The following is a 17,256-nucleotide window of genomic DNA, read 5'->3' on the forward strand; positions in this document are numbered from 1 at the left end:
TATCTATTTCAGCACTGCTTGCTTCAGTTGCGATGCAATATGCTGCAGTGGCAATACTTTACTCACACATCCAGCTTCAACAGCCGATCTCGGCATTCCATAAACGACACAGGTTTCTTCAGCTTCTGCTATGGTCGTTTCAATTCCACATTCGGATAACAGCTTCATTCCCTTCGCCCCATCGCTGCCCATGCCTGTCATTATGACCGCATGACGCTTCAGTTCGCGATGTTCAGCCAAGGATTCAAACAATACATCTACAGAAGGACGATGTCCGTTGCGCTGCGGCTGTTCAGTGAGCGCAATCGAGTAGCTAGAAGCATCTTTGACAAGCTCCATATGAAAGCCGCCAGGTGCGATATAGGCAACGCCAGCAACTACTTTCTCTCCCTGCTCTGCTTCTACGACATGAATCTCGCTAAAGCTGTCTAGCCGCTGTGCCAACGATTTGGTGAACTTAGGAGGCATATGCTGAACAATAAGCACCGGTGCTGGGAAATCAGCTGGCAAAGAAGTGATTACCTCATGCAAAGCTCTAGGACCGCCTGTCGAAGTTCCAATGGCTACGATATGTTTAAAGGTAGAAGCTGTCTGGACTGTCTTTGCTTTTTTTGTTGAAGGTGGCTCAGAGAAATGAGATTTAGGTTCAGCCTGCGGTGCCTTTTCGACTGATTTGCGAGGTGCAATCTTAGATTTGGCATCGTTAGGCTTTGCTTCATCTTGCATATTGCTTGTAAGCTTATTATGTAAAGGGGGAACCGAGCGCTGTTGCCCTTGTTTATCTTCCGCTTTCTTGAACGGCAATTTGTTCCGATCTTTAGCAGGAGTAGACAATGCTTCAAACGGCAGCTCCTCATGGTGTAAAATGTTGTTCGAAACTACTTCTTTTTTCGCTTTTGGCAAGCTGCTATCATCTGCTTTTGTTTCTTGTTTCTCGCTAATCGTAATCACTGGCTGATAACGCTTCGTTAATACTGCGATACGCAATTTCTCAAGCAGAACCTCTCCAACTTGGCGAATATCATTAGAGATCGTTGCTGATGGTTTTCTAATGAAGTCGAATGCACCAAATTGCAGTGCTTTAATCGTTTCTCTTGTATTGTCTTCACTTATACCCGAGAGCATAATGACAGGAGTTGGATGATCCTTCATAATAATCTGCAATGCGTCAATTCCGTTCATTAACGGCATTTCAAGATCTAAGGTAACGACATCCGGTTTCCATTCACGAACCGCTTCTATTGCTTCATGACCGTTTTTAGCTGTAGCTACGATCTTAAACTGTGAATCTTGAATGATTAAATCACTAATGATCTTTCGCATAAATGCGGAATCATCTACAACTAGTACGCGATAAGGAACCATTCCATTTCCTCCTCACTTCCAAAGGATTATCTTGAGAGTCTGAACATTTTATGCAGAAATCCTTTGACACCGCCGTTAATTGCAGTATTCTGTGGTATTTCAAGAAATTGCTTTGCGATCCGGTCAATAGCAACGGATGCTTCGCTTCCAGGATAGGCTACAGTAAAGGGCACTTGACGCTTCACAGCTTTTGACACATTTGGGTCATCCGGCAAAATACCAAGATGAGGCAAATCGGATTGAAGAAACCTGTGTGCAACCATGCTAATTTTATCAGCGGTTTGTTTTCCTTCACGGAAATCAGCGGCTCGATTGACAATTAATTTGAAGTGAACATCCACCTCCATCGCTTTAACCATCTTAATTAAGGCGTAAGCATCTGTAATTGAAGTAGGTTCGGGCGTTGTCACAACGATTGTTTCTTGCGCTGCAGTTATAAATTTAACCGTTTCCTTCGATAGGCCTGCGCCAGTATCAAACAAGATCACATCATACCTGCCATGCAGCTTGCTAATCTCATCAGCGAAACGGTCAAGCTGCTCTGTAGACAAATCCATCAAATCTCTAAAACCAGAACCACCTGCAATAAAGTTCAGCCCTTCCGGGCCTTCCTGCACGATTTCCCAAATTGTTTTCTCCTGCTTGAGCAGATGATACAAATTGTACGTGGACGAAACGCCCATAAGCACATCGATGTTGGCCATTCCGATATCTGCATCAAAAACGAGCACTTTTTTACCCAATCGTTGGAGCGCTAATGCAAAATTCAAGCTGAAATTCGACTTTCCAACTCCGCCCTTTCCGCTCGTTACCGTCACTACACGAGTCGTGCGGCCTTCATCTTGAAGCTCCTGCTGCTTGACTAAATTACGTAATGCTTCAGCTTGATCCATCATAAACCGTTGCTCCCGAGCAGCTGCTTAACGTATGAATCCACTTGAAACTTCTCGATATCGTCTGGAACGGTCTGTCCACTCGCCATATAGGTAGGAAGCAATTCAAAATTCATAATGAGATTAAAAATTGCTCCGTAAACCGAAGTTTCATCAAGCTTTGTAAACAACACTTTTCGAACGCCGTATTTGCAAAAATGATTGGCTACTGCTGACATATCCTTCGTCTTGCCAGTCATGCTAAGCACAAGCACCGTTTCGTTAGCCTCGGTCGTTTGAAGCAAGCTGCTGACCTCTGATACATGAAGCTCGCTGCGAAAATTCCTTCCAGCTGTATCCATATAAATGAGCTCTCGCTCTTCAAGCTGCTTGAAAGCACGGGGCAAATCCATCTGCGAGAAAACGACCTCTAGCGGCACGTTCAAGATGTTGGCATAAGTCCTAAGCTGATCCACGGCTGCAATTCGGTAGGTGTCCGAAGTAATGAACCCCACTTTCCTGCCCTGCTTGATTGTTTGTTCAGCTGCAAGCTTCGCAATAGTCGTCGTCTTGCCAACTCCGGTTGGACCAACAAAATGAACCACTCTTACATGACTGCTAATACTGCTGCCACTGTAGGGTTGCAGCCACTCTTGCAGCAGCTCTGCCGCATGCTCCCATACTTGTTCCTTTGAAAAAACGATTTTTTCTTCGGATTCTTTGTCAGAAATAGCTTGTATCAAACGCTCAATCCACTGCAATTCCATTTCTTGTTCTATCAAGTGTTCTCTCAGTGCAATCAAGTGCTCTGACATAGAAATAAGATTGTTTTGCTGTTTCGAGAGTTTTAACATGTATTCTCTTAAATCTCGAATCTCATCAATGATGAATTGCTCTCGTTCTATTTTGTCCTTCTGAGGCTCTGCAATCGGTACTGAAGAAACTGCTTGAACGTTTGGAGGCTCCATTACAGCCGTTGCTGTTCGCTGCGCCGTTTGCAAAATTTGCTCAACGACCGCATCCACTTGAGGATCCGGGTTTCGCTGAGGTTTTGCTTGGGGATTCGATTGATTCGATTCGATAGCGGCGATAACCTCCATCTTTTTCTTACGAAACATCCCCATAAAGCCGCCAACTTTAATTTCCTTCGTATTCAATATAACTGCATCTTTCCCAAGCTCGCTTCGAATCAGAGAGACCGCTTCTGGCAATGCACTGACGACATATCGTTTTACTCTCATAGATTCACCACCCCGACACTCTGAACTTCAATATTTGGTTCAAGCTCACTGTAAGAAAGTACGGGTACATCCTGCATCGTTCTCTCCACAATTTGTCTCAAATACATCCGAATGGTAGGTGATGCGAGTACAACAGGCTGTTGGCCAGCTTGAATCTGACGATTTACATGCTCATTGAGCTTCTGGTAAATCTGTTGAGTGGAAACGGGATCCAGTGCAATATAGCTGCCTTGATCCGATTGCTGCACAGACTCAGCAATTTTTTTCTCAAGCTGCGGTCCAACTGTTATCACTCGTAACATATCGCTACCAGATGAAAACTGCTGTGTAATTTGTCTTGATAGCGACTGTCGTACATACTCTGTCAATATATCAGGGTCTTTCGTATAGTTTCCATGATCCGCTAATGCTTCAAAGATGGTAACTAGATCTCGTATAGACACCTTTTCTCTTAGAAGCTTCGACAACACTTTTTGTACGTCGCCAATGGTAAGAATAGACGGTATAAGCTCATCAATAAGCGCAGGATAGGACTCTTTTACATTTTCTACGAGCTGCTTCGTTTCTTGACGTCCAATCAACTCATGTGCATGTCGTTTAATAATCTCAGTTAAATGCGTAGCAACGACTGAAGGCGGGTCAACGACTGTATAGCCGGAAAGTTCGGCACGTTCCTTCATTTGCTCGTCAATCCAAATCGCAGGCAATCCGAAGGCTGGCTCAGTTGTTTCAATACCAACGACCGAATCGTCCTCAAATCCAGGGCTCATGGCCAAATAATGATTAAGCAGCAAATCGCCGCGAGCGACGGTGTTGCCTTTAATTTTGATGACATACTCATTTGGCTTCAGTTGAATGTTATCCCTGATCCGGATGACTGGTACGACGAGCCCAAGCTCCAGCGCACATTGCCTGCGTATCATGATGATTCGATCAAGCAAATCTCCTCCCTGCTGCGTATCCGCAAGCGGGATAAGACCATAACCAAACTCAAATTCAATCGGATCGACCTGCAAGAGGCTAATTACACTCTCTGGACTGCGAACCTCTTCAATTTGCTGTTCTTCGACAAGCATTTCCTCTTGCTCTTGTTGCTTATGTATAGCTTTCTGCATGTACCAGCCGCCAAAGGCTAGCATAATAGCGAATGGCCAAGTTCTTAATGGACCGATTGGTGTAAGACCTAGCAAAGCGATTGTTCCAGCTGCAATAAATAGCAGCTTCGGGTATTTGAATAGCTGAGCGGTTACATCCTCTGCCAAGTTCCCCTCTGATGCCGCTCTAGTTACGATAAGACCAGCAGCTGTGGAAATAAGCAATGCAGGTATTTGACTGACGAGACCATCACCAATCGTAAGGATCGAGAACGTCGAAAGCGACTCGCCAAAGCTCAAGCCATGAATCGCCATACCAATGATAAATCCGCCAACTAAGTTGATGACTAGAATGATAATGGAAGCAATTGCATCACCCTTTACAAACTTGCTGGCACCATCCATTGCCCCGTAAAAGTCCGCTTCACGTTCGATTTTTGAACGACGTGCTTTCGCTTGATGTTCATTAATCAAACCAGCATTCAAATCTGCATCAATACTCATTTGTTTACCCGGCATCGCGTCGAGCGTGAATCGTGCTGCAACTTCCGCTACCCGTTCAGAACCTTTCGTAATAACGATGAACTGCACGACTACGAGAATGAGGAAGACGATAAATCCAATTGCAATTTCTCCACCGCCAACCCAACTGCCAAACGTAGCTACGACTTCCCCTGCTTCCGCATGTGACAAAATATTTCTAGTAGTAGAAACGTTCAGCGCAAGTCGGAATAAGGTAGTGATTAGTAGAATTGCCGGAAATATAGAGAAATCAAGAGCTTCCTTTGTATTCATTGCAATAAGTAATATCATCAATGCTATCGAAATGTTTAAAATGATGAGTATATCGAGTAGTAGGACTGGGATCGGGATTATCATCATGAGTACAATTCCAATTACGCCAAATAGTATTACAAAGTCCTTTGCTTTCATGACGCCTCCACCTCCCGTAGTGTTATGATTTCAATCGGCCTTTCATCTTATATACATATGCGAGCACCTCAGCCACAGCTTGGAACAGATCTGGAGGTATGACATCCCCAATCTCCGCTCGTTCATAAAGCGCTCTGGCAAGCGGTTTATTTTCCATTGTCACAACACCGTTTTCTTTCGCTATTTCTCTAATGCGAAGCGCTACATGATCCATACCTTTGGCGATGATTCTTGGCGCTTCCATTTTGGTTGCATCATATTTCAATGCAATAGCGAAGTGTGTAGGGTTGGTAATGATGACATCCGCTTTAGGAACCTCTTGCATCATACGCTGCATGGCCATTTTGCGTTGACGCTCACGAATGCGGCTCTTAATGATCGGGTCACCTTCAGATTTTTTGTATTCATCCTTAATATCCTGCTTAGACATTCTCAAACTTTTGTTATGCTCATAACGCTGATAGAAAAAATCTGCTAATGCGAGTACGGCGAGCACCACACCAATTTCTATACCTAGTTTTATCGTTAAACCCGCGGTAAAACTAAATATTTGTTGGATTGGCAAGCTAGCAAGCACTAATATACGGTTCCATTCTTTGGATATGGTCATATATACAAGCACCGCTACAATAAGCAGTTTTAAAACACTTTTCAAAAATTCGACTACTGTTTTAGCTGAAAAAATTTGCTTAAAGCCGTTGATCGGGTTCAATTTGCTTAATTTCATTTTTAGAGGATCACCGGTTAGCAAAAAACCGTACTGTACAACGTTGCCGAGGACACCGACAAGAACGGTTACCGCAAAGATTGGCAGTAAGATTAGCAGCATTTCAATTGCCACATCATTGAAGAGCGACATAATGTTGCCTGTCGTAACATCCATCAACAGCCAGTCTTCAAACAGATTGCCGAAGAGCATCATGATATGTGTCTTGAAATAATTGCCCATCATAATGAAGCTCATAAAAACAAAAATTAATATTAATGAACCCGGTAAATCAGCCGATCTCGCAATTTGACCCTTTTTTCTTGCTTCATCCTTTTTCTTCGGAGTTGCTTCCTCAGTCTTCTCTTGACTGAAAAGCTGCAAATCAAGCTCTAGACGGTAATTTCGCATGGGAAGCTTCCTCCTATTTCACGTCAGGCGGCGGTCCTTGCACGATACCGAATAACTGCTCCAAAGCATCAAACATGATGGAAAACAATCTTTCGAATATGCCAGCAAGACTTGGCATTAACAACACTAGTAAAATCATACCTATAATTAGCTTTAGAGGTATCCCAATTACAAAAACATTGAACTGAGGAGCTGTTTTGGTTAAGAAGCCTAATCCAACATCCGTCAGAAACATCGCTACTACTAATGGCGCTGACACTTGAATGGCCAGCAAAAACGTGTTTGCGAATGTTCTTGTTAAAAAATCAGTAATGCTGCCGCTCATTATTCGGCTAAATAAATCATTGGACAAAGGCATCCATTCGTAACTGTCCATAAGGCCTGTTAATAAAAAATGATGACCGTTCATCATTAAGAAAACAACTAAGATCATCATGTATTTAAAATTGCCGAGCAATGGGGCTGACGTACCTGTATGGGGATCTACGATATTTGCCATTGCAAAACCAACCTGCAAATCCATTAAGGCTCCCGCGGTCTGAACGACCGTGAAGAACAAGTAGACTACATACCCAAGCAGTACGCCGACCAATATTTCTCGAACCAGAACCAAAATATATTCAGCGTCCGGAACCATCGTCTGCTTCACGCCGTACGTCAAGAAAACGATAAACGAGATAAAAAATCCGAGCCCAATTTTGAAAACATTCGGCACGCCTCGCGACGAAAAAACAGGCGCTACGACGAAAAACGCAGTTATTCGACAAAAGATTAACAAAAAAATAGGGAAACCCTGTACGATCGCGTTCATACACTCACAACCTAACCGATGTAATTATGAAGATTGTTCAGCAGATTGTAAGTGAAGTCGATAACCGTATTTAGAATCCATGGGCCAAAAATGATGATGGACACGAAAACCGCTACAATTTTCGGAACAAATGCCAGCGTCTGCTCCTGAATCTGTGTTGTTGCTTGAAATATGCTGACTAGTAACCCTACGACCAAAGCAAGAACGAGCATTGGTGCACTGGCTTTCAAAACAACGAATACGGCCTGGCTGGCCAACCCGATTATGAAATCAGTACTCATCAAAAGTCCCTCCCTGCTAGTATCACGTGTTGAAACTTAACAACAAAGATTTTACGATCAAATACCATCCATCTACTAATACAAATAGCAGTATCTTAAACGGCAAGGAAATCATAACAGGAGGCAGCATCATCATCCCCATTGCCATCAATGTGCTTGCGACAATCATATCGATGACTAGAAACGGAATGAATATCATAAATCCCATTATAAAAGCTGTTTTCAACTCGCTTATGGCGTATGCAGGTATTAGTACTGTGATCGGAATCTCTTCAAATGAAGCCGGCTTCTCTGTTTTCGTATAATTCATAAAAAGCATTAAGTCCTTTTCCCTCGTATGAGAGAACATAAACTTCTTCATCGGAACGGAGGCTTCCTTAAAAGCTTCTGTTTGAGAGATTTGACCTTTTAAATAGGGCTGCAATGCAACATCATTTACTTGAGAGAACGTTGGAGCCATGATAAAGAAGGTAAGGAACATTGCCAGTCCAATCAATACTTGATTGGGCGGCATTTGCTGTGTTCCAAGCGATGTTCTTACAAAGCCTAGAACGATAACGATCCTAGTAAAGCTTGTCATTAGCACCATAATCGCTGGTGCGATACTTAGTACTGTAATTAATAGAAGAATGGATAATGCGCTAGTATCGGGCGTGTCACCGCTTCCGTTGCCAATATTGATGGATACGTCGGGTAACGGCTCGGCAAATGCTTGATTATGTAATAACATCGCAAGCAATTGAACAACAACGATTGATATCCACCACTTATTTTTCATCATCCATCAACCGTTCATTTGATTTAGATTCATGCAATAACGATTCCAATTGCTGCTTGCGGTCAGCTTGCTGACTAAGCTTATTTTGCAACAAATCCTGAAAGGAAGACGTCTTGTTCCACTGCTCGTTCGTAGGATCAGAGCCATTCGGATTGTTGCGATTTTTGAACTTCTTAAGTATTTGTGAGACTAGATCCTTTGACCAAGCCGATTCCTGTTGCCGCTCCAGCGCTGAAATAACAGCACTTGCTTGCTCAGGATCATCTAGCTTGTCAATTAGAGTTATGTTCTCGCCGACGCCAACGATATAAATCCGACCTGCAATCTCGACGACTTGTAACGAGTTATTCTGTCCAAGCGCAATACCGCCGAGTGAACGAAGCGATCGATTCGTTCCCCACATGCGATTGCGCTGCGACAACCATTTAATGACTAAAATAATTAATACGATAACGATGGCAAGCGATACGATAACCCAAATCATGTTGCCCGCTAGATCATTTGTTCCGGTAAACATCATTTGTCCTTCATCGTTTGCGCTGCTGCCGCCTTGTGCCGCAGCAGCCGCAAATTGTGGCCCAATCGCCATCCCAAGAGCAGACACCATTGAAATGCGCGAAGCTATGTTAAACATAATGTCTAACCGTTATCCGAGTGTTTTCTTGATCGCTTCAATTACACGATCAGCTTGGAACGGTTTGACGATGAAGTCCTTTGCGCCTGCTTGAATCGCATCAATTACCATTGCTTGCTGACCCATTGCTGAACACATAATTACTTTAGCATTGCTATCAATTTTTTTAATTTCTTTCAGAGCGGAGATTCCGTCCATCTCAGGCATCGTAATATCCATTGTTGTCAAATCAGGTTTCAATTCCTTGTACTTCTCAACTGCTTGTGCGCCGTCTTGGGCTTCACCGACGACTTCGTAGCCGTTCTTTGATAAAATATCACGAATCATCATGCGCATGAAAGCTGCGTCGTCTACGATAAGAATGCGGTTTGCCATCTTTTTATCCTCCTAGGATGCTATTGTAATTTTTGAATGCGGTCCCATTGGCTCACGATATCCGTTACACGAACACCAAAGTTTTCATCTATGACAACAACCTCGCCTTTTGCGATCAGCTTGTTATTCACTAGGATGTCGACTGGTTCGCCAGCTAGCTTGTCCAGCTCAATAATAGAACCTTGCGACAGCTCCAAAATATCTTTTATCTGCTTTTGGGTCCTTCCTAATTCTACCGTGACCTTAAGCGGTATGTCGAGAAGTAAATTGAGGTTTGTCTCATCTGGCTGAATAATTGGCGCATTGCCAAAATTAGCAAATTGCACAGGCTGTACATTAACATTTCGACTAGCTGCATGACCATATGTATGAGGCCCCGGCGGCTGCATCGACATGTCGTAGCCAGCTGCAGGTGTTTGATACGGCATAGAAGGCATTTGAGGCGCCTGTGAAGCCATATTCATTTGCGGCGGCACAGCGTTCAAATGAGCTGCTGCAGCCGTTTCTTGCATTGCCATAGCTTGTTGTGCTGCCGGCGCTGCTGCAGCCGTTTGAGGCGCTGGAACAGCAGGCTGAGCTGGCTGATCTTCTACCACTCCCATTAATATATCAACCATTTGTTTCGCAAACGGAATGGGCAGCAGCTGCATGATTGTTGAATCTATGAGATCTCCAATCGTAAGCCGGAATGATATTTTTATAAACATATCTACCGGTGGCAAATGCTCCATGCCATCACCGTTATTAACATCTAGAATGTCAATGCCCGGCGGCGAAATATTGACAAAACGATTAAATATCGTTGACATCGACGTAGCAGATGATCCCATCATTTGATTCATCGCTTCTTGAACTGCACTAATGTGAATTTCATTAAGCTCTTCTACAGTGATGTTGGTGCCTTCACCGCCAAGCATCAAATCAGCAATGATTTGGGCATCTTTTGTTTTTATGACAAGTGAATTAATGCCTTGAAAGCCGTCTACGTATTGCACGCTAACTGCAACATGAGGCTTAGGGAAAATGTCAGCAAGCTCATCTTTTCTTACAATAGTAACTTGTGGTGTAGTAATATCTACTTTCTTGCCAAGCAACGTTGACAATGCTGTTGCCGCACTGCCAAATGTTATGTTTCCAATCTCACCCAGAGCAGACTGTTCCATATCGGATAAAAAGTCTGAAAGTTGTGTTCCGACTTCAGTGTGCTGCTCCGGTTCCGGCTCACTGGAGGATTGACGTAGCAATGCATCAATTTCCTCTTGTGACAAATAGTCCTTACTCGTCATAATCTTCTTCCACTCCTTCAGTGACAATCTCATCTACTTGAACAGCTAGCCGATCCTTAACAGAGCCTGCACTGCCAATGAATTTAAGCTTGTCTCCAACTTTAATGTTGAGACCATCATTAACTGATTTATTCAATGAAATAACATCACCAATATTCAGTCCTAGAAACTCTTGAATGGTTAGCGACGATTCGCCAAGCTCGGCTACGATAGGAAGCTTCGCTTTATTTACTCGCTGCTCCAATATTTCAACTTCCTCTGGCGCGCGAGCTTTCTTCTGCGATACAAACCAGTGATGAACAGACAGCCTGGACATAATCGGTTCAATAACGACATGCGGAATACAAAGGTTAATCATACCCGTCGTATCGCCGATTTTGGTGCTGAATGAAATGAGAGCGATCGTTTCATTGGGCGATACAATCTGCATGAACTGCGGGTTCGTTTCCAATGCTTCCAGCCTAGGAGAAATATCGATTACTGTTTTCCAAGCCTCCTGCAAGCCTTCAAACGTTCGACTGAAAATTTTCTCCATAATAATGGTTTCAATTTCAGTTAAGTTGTTGATTTTGGATGGCGCTATGCCTTGTCCGCCTAACATTCGATCCAGCATTGCGTACGCTACGTTTGGATGAACTTCAAGCACCATACGACCTTCCAGCGGCTCCGCTTCAAAAATGTTCAATATCGTCATCTTTGGTATCGAACGAATAAATTCATCGTAAGGCAATTGCTCGACCTGCACGACATTAATTTGAACAAATGTGCGAAGTTGTGCTGAGAAATAGGTTGTCAAATACCGTGCGAAGTTTTCATGAATCCGCGTCAAACTTCTAATATGATCCTTCGAAAAACGTACGGCGCGTTTGAAATTATACACACTGACTTTTCGCGTCGTTTCTTCCTTCTTTAAATCCTCTGCATCCATTTCACCGGAATCCAAGGCAGCTAGTAGCGCATCAATTTCATTTTGCGATAAAACATCAACCAAATATCTCACCTCCTTCGAGGAATGTCTGCGTAGTCAGTTAAAGTGGAGCAAGTGTAAAGTCTGTGATTTCTACCTTAATCAACTTACCTTTAGGAATAATAGGATTGATTAAGTTGAGAAGCTTCGACTCAAGTGCGTCTTCACCTTGAGAACCCTGCAGCTCATCTGCTGTCATATCAGCAATAACACGGTTAATAATTGGGCGAACTTCAATCTCAAGCAGTTTATCAAAATCTTCTTTTGTTTTCTTCTTGTCGAGCTGGAAAGCAAAACTCAAAATAACGACATATTCACGATCTTTCAGATTTCTTCTGAATTCCTTTAATTCAGAAGTTACGGCCACACGCTCATCAGCCGATAAAGCTTTAACCTCAATCGTTTTTGTCTCCGTCGCCTGCTCCTTAGGGTCAGTAAAAAACGACTTGAACAAGATGATTGAAACAATGGCGATTAAAGTTATGGATAACAAAATCGTAATTAACCAAGGTAGCATTTTCTTCATGACGATGGACCCTCCGTTTGCTCACTCTTTTGGGCCGCCGCAATAAGGCCAATTGTGCGAAGATACTGCCCATTAAGCTGCAACAGTTCCGTTGTTTTTTCTTTTACAACCAGCTTCTTGCCCGTCGTAAGTGTAATCACCGTATCCGCTGATTCTTCAATCATTTCAATTAATAAAGCATTTATTGTGACCTTTGTTCCGTTCAACCGCGTTACGGTAATCATCAGTTGCCCCCTCACACCTAGGGGAGGCGTTAAGCCTCCCGCTCGTTATGACTTACTTATCGTTTTAGATTAACTACCTCTTGCAAAATTTCATCAGAAGTTGTGATAATACGTGAATTCGCTTGGAAACCACGTTGTGCAACGATCATTTCTGTAAATTCAGCAGTTAAGTCAACGTTAGACATTTCCAGCTGACCGGCAATGATTGCGCCTGTACCGAATTCAGGATCAGTCGCGAACGTCATGAAATCCTCAATAGAAGCATCCGGATTAGCATTCGCTGTAACACGGTACATATTGCCGCCCAGTTTCTCAAGACCACTAGGATTTACAACTTTGGCTACGCCAAGCTGTGCAACGGCTTCCGTACCATCCGCTGTTACACCCATGATCGTTCCGTCTTGACCAATGGAAAACGCCGTAATTGCCTCATCAAGTACGATAGGCTCTTGATCAACGCTTAGTACGAAATAGCCATCGCCTGTAACAAGCTGTCTATTCGAGTCAAGCGTAAAGTTGCCCGCACGTGTTAAAAGCATTTCAGAATCTTCGCTCGCTCTAACTACGAAAAATCCGTCTCCGTCAATACGAAGGTCTGTCGGTTGGTTCGTTGTCATTGCGCTTCCTGCGGTATGTACGGTATCGATAGAGCCGATAGACACGCCGAGTCCGATTTGTTTTGCGTTAACGCCGCCGCGTACGCCTTCCTCAGGTGCGGTAACGCCCGCAACCGTTTGGCTCAAAATATCTTTGAACATGACGCGACCTGCTTTAAAGCCAACCGTGTTCACGTTCGCAATATTGTTACCAATAACGTCTAGCTTTGTTTGGAAGCCGCGCATACCGGACACGCCCGAATACATCGATCTTAGCATTTTCGTAATTCCTCCTAGGGAATGGATTAAAATCTTATGGGCTTCAAAAAAATGTTAGCACTATAATAAACTGCTTCAATCGGTCCACAGCTTGAGGCTCCCTGATAGGTCCAGCCTTACGATAATATAATAGCGCTGTCTATTTGCGTAAATACGTTGCTTCGCATTTGCGCGCCATCCATTGCAGTCACAACTGTACGGCTTGGGACATTCACAATCATTGCAATGTCTCGGAAAACGATTAATGAATCCTGAGCGCCTTTGGATGCAGCCTCTTCGACCGCATTCATTATTTTGGTTAATGACTCTGGTTGCAAGTTAATGCCTCGCTGCTGCATTCTAACCTCGGCATGATGACTAAACTTTAAAACCTTGCCATTAAGTATTTCTTGAAATTCAGATGGCTGAGCTGAACGGTTGACAACTGTCTTACTAGGCTGCAGAGGTGTCGACTTAACCGGGAAAATATGACCGATTTTTATGCCTTCACTCATTATTTATCAGCCCCTTCCTCAGCACCAGCTGGATCCGAAGGATTCTTGTCTACGCCGTTATCTTCCCCTGTAGAATCCTCTGGCGTTGGTGTTTCACCCGTTGTTTCCGAGATAGAGTTGACATAATCAAGAGCAATCTCGGCTCCGGCTACCCTTGCATAAAGGAGACCATCCTTCGAAATAATGGAATCAACTACGCCTTTGGCGGTCTTGATTGCACCAGCATCATCATATTCATTCCATTCAATCGTTTTACCGATTAAGCTGGATGCTGAACCAATGTTTTGACGCATTAAAGATAGCTCGGTGGACATATTCATCAGCTGCTCTACAGAAGTAAATTGTGCCATCTGAGCGATGAACTCTTTATCCTGAAGCGGCTGCATAGGATCCTGGTTGCGAAGCTGCGTAACTAGAATACTTAGAAATTGATCTTTTCCAAGCGTATCCGTGTTTTTTTTGTTTGCTGCAGCTTGTACATTCTCTTTGCTGTAATTCGGCCAAACTACGCGAGTAGAAACGCTATCTGCCATTTCCGATCACCTCCGATCTCTCTAACCCTCTACTAACTCCACTACGCTTTAACGTTGATGCCTCTGCCAAATCCAAGACCCTGAATTGTCGCTTGTTGAACCATTTCGGTTTCAAATTGAGACTCATTCAAAGTATCTTCAGTGTTCACAGTATTACGATTGGATGACTGCTGCTGATTGCTTCCTTGTCCATGCTGCTGTTGAAACAGCTGCGCAGCTGATTGACCTTGCGAAACCTCAAGCTTATCTACCATAAGGCCTTGTGCTTGAAGCGCTGACCGCAGTTGAGCCATTTGATTATCCAGCATGTCCTTGGCCATTGCCGTATCCGTTTGGAAGATCGCGGTTAGAAGTCCATTTTGCATCGTTATTTTAACGTCTACTTGCCCTAAATGTTCAGGGTATAACATGAGCTTCGCTTCTGAAACGCCATTCAATGTTGTAAGATCAAATTTCTGTACGATCATACCTGTCATGGATTGGGCAAATTCATCAGCGACAACAAATGAAGTAGCTGCTGCTGCATTAGCAACAAGAGAAGTAAACGTCCGCATTGTATCCGGATTGTTTGTTCCAAGCTGCATTTGCGGAATCAATTCAATAGAAGAGTCAGATACATCTGATGCGATTGCCTGCTCCATACCCTGAACTGCAGTTGTTAATAATGCAGGATGGGCGGTTTGCTGTGACAGTCGTTGCAATAGCGTACTAACGTCAGCTTGCTGTACATTTTGAGCCGTAAACAGTTGTTGTGTAAAAGCGGTCGATTTCGTATGAGTCTTAGTCGTATCCACCGGCTCGCCTTCCAAAATCGCTGTTAACGCCTTAAGCTGTTGTGCCACCAAAACCGTTGGCTCTTGCTGTCCAACCAATTTTGTTGTTCCCTGCTGCAGCATCACTTGCATTTGCAGCAACGTATCCTGCAGGCTTGATTTGATATTTACTGCATTTTTCCCCTCTAATGAAATAGAGGAATCTTCCTCACCGCTAGTCGGTTGACCAATCGGTTGCTGAATGACAGGCACTGGAATGCCAAGCAGAGCAAGCAAAGCATTCATTTGATCAAGCACGTCTTCCAACTGTTGGAGCTGCTGATCATCTTCAAGAGGAGCCTTGCCGTCTTCACCATTAGTTGCATCCAATTGTGCTAGCAAACCATCGATGATTGACATGAGGTCAGATAACGTTGGTGCTGCAGCAGCGCCATCCACCAAAGCCATAGCTTCCTTAGATACGTTTGCAACTAAAGGTGCAGCTTGTGTCTGACTGCTGGTGCCAGCAGTTTCACTATTAATTTGCTGCACTAACGTTTTCTGAAACGCTGCTCCGCTTGTATTGCCGCTTGCTTGTCCCGTTGTTGTACCTTGTGCTTGCGGTTGTACTACAGCAACTTGTGAAATGTTCATTTCCATTTTTCTCACCTCCTTTCAAATAGAGGGAAAACATTAGGTCAGACATTAACTTCCTGTCATTAATTTAGCTACAATTTTCGCTGTAGTCGTTTCATTAATTCCAGACATTTCTGCAATAATGGATGATCTTGTTTGATTATCCACCGCATTTAAAATCCGAAGCACTTTGCTTGGACTCACATCTATCATTTTGATAAGAAGCTCTGCAGCGCTCTTTGCATTCATAGCTGTAAACGTTGCACTTAATTGCTCTTGATCAAGAACAGAGGAAGCAGGCTTCGTTGTTGGCGATTTCTGCGAATCAAGTCTTGCTTGAAGCGCGGCAATTTGCAAATCCTTTGCCTGCACGTTATCCTTCAGCTTCATCGCTGCATCAGCTGCCGTCTGAGGATTCATCTTCTCCATAATGCGCACTCGATCGTCAGGCCGCATATTTGCAAATACGAGCACCATTTCATCTAAAGTCATGCTTTGCAAGATTGGAGCAGCTTTACTTGGCGTAATTTTGGAAAACATGCTTGCCAGTTCTTGAATTTTCGCTTGATACTGCTCGTCCTCAAGCAATTGATCATCGTTTACACCTTTAAGCTGGATGTTATCACTTTCCAAGTCCTTTACTTCTTGCTCAAGCGTCGCTTTCGTTTGATTCGCAGCTGCCAGTTCGCTTTCAATTGCAGTAAGCTGTGTTTGCAAATCTGCAATTTTTGCTGACATATTCGCTGTCTTCAAAGCATCATCATTTCCAGGCCCGCCTGCAACCTTTGGCTCGGGAAGCACGTCTTTTAGAAAGGGAACTGAGTTTCCGGCTTCCAGCATTTTATTGCGGAAATCAATATTGAACAAGGTGTACAAAACACCGAGCAATACGATTGCGAATAAAATTGGTGTCATCAAAAACATAATTCTCTCTAGCGTGCTATAGCCTTGCTTTTCATTATCCATACCCGCCAATTCCACTCACTCCCTCTAGCCGGTGTCACGCATCACTTTATGGGGTTGGTATCATGAAACGGACGCTTGCCATCTCATCTAGTTCGTTCTGCTCTTTGATTTGCATCGCATACTGGAACCGATCACGCGCATGATCTTTTGCTTTAAGCCACACTTTCTCATCTTTCATCTTGTCTGAAAGCTTAAGTCGGCTTTGCTCAACCGCCTTCTGTGCATGCAACACATCTTTCAATTTGCTTGTAATGCAAGTGACCAAATAGTCCAAATATTGCTGAATAACTTGAAGCTCAGATAAAGGAACAGCAATCTGTGAAGATTCAAGCAGCTTGCTTTCCCATTCTTGCTGCTTCGCACGCAATTGCTCTAACGACAATTCTTCAGCCGCTAGAGCGCCAATGGCCGATGAAAGAATCCATTCCGCCTGTGTTTTTTCACTAGATTTTAAATCAACAACCTTTTGAAAAGTATAACGAAACGATGCCATCTC

20 protein-coding genes are annotated in these 17,256 nt (G+C 43.6%); all 20 read right to left on the reverse strand.

The window, feature by feature from the left end; all coding sequences use genetic code 11:
* Window positions 1-3: 3 nt before the first annotated feature.
* The 20 genes from AB4Z50_RS19905 to fliJ all read right to left on the reverse strand — a co-directional run bounded on the left by AB4Z50_RS19905 (window position 4) and on the right by fliJ (window position 17,253).
* The gene (locus AB4Z50_RS19905) at window positions 4-1,365 is read right to left on the reverse strand and encodes a protein-glutamate methylesterase/protein-glutamine glutaminase (RefSeq protein WP_441881270.1); all 1,362 of its coding nucleotides are present in this window, start codon (window positions 1,363-1,365) and stop codon (window positions 4-6) included.
* Window positions 1,366-1,391: 26 nt separating this feature from the next.
* A complete protein-coding gene (locus AB4Z50_RS19910; protein ID WP_339208931.1) occupies window positions 1,392-2,261 on the reverse strand; it encodes a MinD/ParA family protein in 870 nt (289 codons plus the stop codon).
* Window positions 2,258-3,478 carry a flagellar biosynthesis protein FlhF gene (gene flhF / locus AB4Z50_RS19915; protein ID WP_441881272.1) on the reverse strand — a complete coding sequence of 407 codons (1,221 nt, stop codon included), beginning with the start codon at window positions 3,476-3,478 and terminating at the stop codon, window positions 2,258-2,260. The genes AB4Z50_RS19910 and flhF overlap by 4 nt, the downstream gene beginning before the upstream one ends.
* A complete protein-coding gene (gene flhA / locus AB4Z50_RS19920; protein ID WP_441881274.1) occupies window positions 3,475-5,505 on the reverse strand; it encodes a flagellar biosynthesis protein FlhA in 2,031 nt (676 codons plus the stop codon). Before flhA ends, flhF begins: the two co-directional genes overlap by 4 nt.
* A gap of 22 nt (window positions 5,506-5,527) precedes the next feature.
* Entirely contained in the window at window positions 5,528-6,622 is a 1,095-nt protein-coding gene (gene flhB, locus AB4Z50_RS19925; RefSeq protein WP_076269161.1) for a flagellar biosynthesis protein FlhB, read from the reverse strand.
* A 13-nt stretch (window positions 6,623-6,635) separates the two neighbouring features.
* Complete coding sequence (gene fliR, locus AB4Z50_RS19930) at window positions 6,636-7,433, reverse strand: flagellar biosynthetic protein FliR (protein WP_076269160.1); 798 nt, start codon at window positions 7,431-7,433, stop codon at window positions 6,636-6,638.
* Window positions 7,434-7,444: 11 nt separating this feature from the next.
* On the reverse strand, window positions 7,445-7,714 hold the full coding sequence (gene fliQ / locus AB4Z50_RS19935) for a flagellar biosynthesis protein FliQ (RefSeq protein ID WP_054028974.1): 270 nt from the start codon (window positions 7,712-7,714) through the stop codon (window positions 7,445-7,447).
* Window positions 7,715-7,736: 22 nt separating this feature from the next.
* Window positions 7,737-8,444, reverse strand: coding sequence for a flagellar type III secretion system pore protein FliP (fliP, locus tag AB4Z50_RS19940; RefSeq protein ID WP_372239010.1), 708 nt, complete (start codon window positions 8,442-8,444; stop codon window positions 7,737-7,739).
* A gap of 37 nt (window positions 8,445-8,481) precedes the next feature.
* Window positions 8,482-9,126, reverse strand: coding sequence for a flagellar biosynthetic protein FliO (locus AB4Z50_RS19945; protein ID WP_441881278.1), 645 nt, complete (start codon window positions 9,124-9,126; stop codon window positions 8,482-8,484).
* A gap of 12 nt (window positions 9,127-9,138) precedes the next feature.
* Window positions 9,139-9,501, reverse strand: coding sequence for a response regulator (locus AB4Z50_RS19950; RefSeq protein ID WP_076269158.1), 363 nt, complete (start codon window positions 9,499-9,501; stop codon window positions 9,139-9,141).
* 20 nt (window positions 9,502-9,521) lie between these two features.
* Window positions 9,522-10,787 carry a flagellar motor switch phosphatase FliY gene (gene fliY / locus AB4Z50_RS19955; RefSeq protein ID WP_441881280.1) on the reverse strand — a complete coding sequence of 422 codons (1,266 nt, stop codon included), beginning with the start codon at window positions 10,785-10,787 and terminating at the stop codon, window positions 9,522-9,524.
* Complete coding sequence (gene fliM, locus AB4Z50_RS19960) at window positions 10,777-11,778, reverse strand: flagellar motor switch protein FliM (RefSeq protein ID WP_054028979.1); 1,002 nt, start codon at window positions 11,776-11,778, stop codon at window positions 10,777-10,779. Before fliM ends, fliY begins: the two co-directional genes overlap by 11 nt.
* A 37-nt stretch (window positions 11,779-11,815) precedes the next feature.
* Window positions 11,816-12,280 (reverse strand): flagellar basal body-associated FliL family protein, encoded by a 465-nt coding sequence (locus AB4Z50_RS19965; protein ID WP_076269156.1) that lies wholly within the window; start codon window positions 12,278-12,280, stop codon window positions 11,816-11,818.
* A complete protein-coding gene (locus AB4Z50_RS19970) occupies window positions 12,277-12,504 on the reverse strand; it encodes a flagellar FlbD family protein (RefSeq protein ID WP_054028981.1) in 228 nt (75 codons plus the stop codon). The genes AB4Z50_RS19965 and AB4Z50_RS19970 overlap by 4 nt, the downstream gene beginning before the upstream one ends.
* Before the next feature lie 56 nt (window positions 12,505-12,560).
* On the reverse strand, window positions 12,561-13,379 hold the full coding sequence (flgG, locus tag AB4Z50_RS19975; RefSeq protein ID WP_076269155.1) for a flagellar basal body rod protein FlgG: 819 nt from the start codon (window positions 13,377-13,379) through the stop codon (window positions 12,561-12,563).
* 116 nt (window positions 13,380-13,495) lie between these two features.
* The gene (locus AB4Z50_RS19980; RefSeq protein WP_441881284.1) at window positions 13,496-13,873 is read right to left on the reverse strand and encodes a TIGR02530 family flagellar biosynthesis protein; all 378 of its coding nucleotides are present in this window, start codon (window positions 13,871-13,873) and stop codon (window positions 13,496-13,498) included.
* On the reverse strand, window positions 13,873-14,406 hold the full coding sequence (locus tag AB4Z50_RS19985) for a flagellar hook capping FlgD N-terminal domain-containing protein (protein ID WP_441881286.1): 534 nt from the start codon (window positions 14,404-14,406) through the stop codon (window positions 13,873-13,875). Before AB4Z50_RS19985 ends, AB4Z50_RS19980 begins: the two co-directional genes overlap by 1 nt.
* A gap of 41 nt (window positions 14,407-14,447) precedes the next feature.
* Window positions 14,448-15,818, reverse strand: a complete 1,371-nt coding sequence (locus AB4Z50_RS19990) for a flagellar hook-length control protein FliK (RefSeq protein WP_441881288.1) — start codon at window positions 15,816-15,818, stop codon at window positions 14,448-14,450.
* Between the two features lie 45 nt (window positions 15,819-15,863).
* A complete protein-coding gene (locus AB4Z50_RS19995; protein WP_441881439.1) occupies window positions 15,864-16,760 on the reverse strand; it encodes a MotE family protein in 897 nt (298 codons plus the stop codon).
* A gap of 46 nt (window positions 16,761-16,806) precedes the next feature.
* Window positions 16,807-17,253 carry a flagellar export protein FliJ gene (fliJ, locus tag AB4Z50_RS20000; protein ID WP_441881290.1) on the reverse strand — a complete coding sequence of 149 codons (447 nt, stop codon included), beginning with the start codon at window positions 17,251-17,253 and terminating at the stop codon, window positions 16,807-16,809.
* Window positions 17,254-17,256: the final 3 nt, after the last annotated feature.

The sequence above is a fragment of the Paenibacillus sp. 2TAB26 genome (assembly GCF_052115145.1).
GTDB lineage: Bacteria > Bacillota > Bacilli > Paenibacillales > Paenibacillaceae > Pristimantibacillus.

Bases quoted from the DNA above. Each gene is read 5' to 3' on its own strand.
- AB4Z50_RS19905 (WP_441881270.1), bottom strand. From the start codon at position 1,365: ATGGTTCCTTATCGCGTACTAGTTGTAGATGATTCCGCATTTATGCGA.
- AB4Z50_RS19910 (WP_339208931.1), bottom strand. From the start codon at position 2,261: ATGATGGATCAAGCTGAAGCATTACGTAATTTAGTCAAGCAGCAGGAG.
- flhF (WP_441881272.1), bottom strand. From the start codon at position 3,478: ATGAGAGTAAAACGATATGTCGTCAGTGCATTGCCAGAAGCGGTCTCT.
- flhA (WP_441881274.1), bottom strand. From the start codon at position 5,505: ATGAAAGCAAAGGACTTTGTAATACTATTTGGCGTAATTGGAATTGTA.
- flhB (WP_076269161.1), bottom strand. From the start codon at position 6,622: ATGCGAAATTACCGTCTAGAGCTTGATTTGCAGCTTTTCAGTCAAGAG.
- fliR (WP_076269160.1), bottom strand. From the start codon at position 7,433: ATGAACGCGATCGTACAGGGTTTCCCTATTTTTTTGTTAATCTTTTGT.
- fliQ (WP_054028974.1), bottom strand. From the start codon at position 7,714: ATGAGTACTGATTTCATAATCGGGTTGGCCAGCCAGGCCGTATTCGTT.
- fliP (WP_372239010.1), bottom strand. From the start codon at position 8,444: ATGTTATTACATAATCAAGCATTTGCCGAGCCGTTACCCGACGTATCC.
- AB4Z50_RS19945 (WP_441881278.1), bottom strand. From the start codon at position 9,126: ATGTTTAACATAGCTTCGCGCATTTCAATGGTGTCTGCTCTTGGGATG.
- AB4Z50_RS19950 (WP_076269158.1), bottom strand. From the start codon at position 9,501: ATGGCAAACCGCATTCTTATCGTAGACGACGCAGCTTTCATGCGCATG.
- fliY (WP_441881280.1), bottom strand. From the start codon at position 10,787: ATGACGAGTAAGGACTATTTGTCACAAGAGGAAATTGATGCATTGCTA.
- AB4Z50_RS19965 (WP_076269156.1), bottom strand. From the start codon at position 12,280: ATGAAGAAAATGCTACCTTGGTTAATTACGATTTTGTTATCCATAACT.
- AB4Z50_RS19970 (WP_054028981.1), bottom strand. From the start codon at position 12,504: ATGATTACCGTAACGCGGTTGAACGGAACAAAGGTCACAATAAATGCT.
- flgG (WP_076269155.1), bottom strand. From the start codon at position 13,379: ATGCTAAGATCGATGTATTCGGGCGTGTCCGGTATGCGCGGCTTCCAA.
- AB4Z50_RS19980 (WP_441881284.1), bottom strand. From the start codon at position 13,873: ATGAGTGAAGGCATAAAAATCGGTCATATTTTCCCGGTTAAGTCGACA.
- AB4Z50_RS19985 (WP_441881286.1), bottom strand. From the start codon at position 14,406: ATGGCAGATAGCGTTTCTACTCGCGTAGTTTGGCCGAATTACAGCAAA.
- AB4Z50_RS19990 (WP_441881288.1), bottom strand. From the start codon at position 15,818: ATGGAAATGAACATTTCACAAGTTGCTGTAGTACAACCGCAAGCACAA.
- AB4Z50_RS19995 (WP_441881439.1), bottom strand. From the start codon at position 16,760: ATGGATAATGAAAAGCAAGGCTATAGCACGCTAGAGAGAATTATGTTT.
- fliJ (WP_441881290.1), bottom strand. From the start codon at position 17,253: ATGGCATCGTTTCGTTATACTTTTCAAAAGGTTGTTGATTTAAAATCT.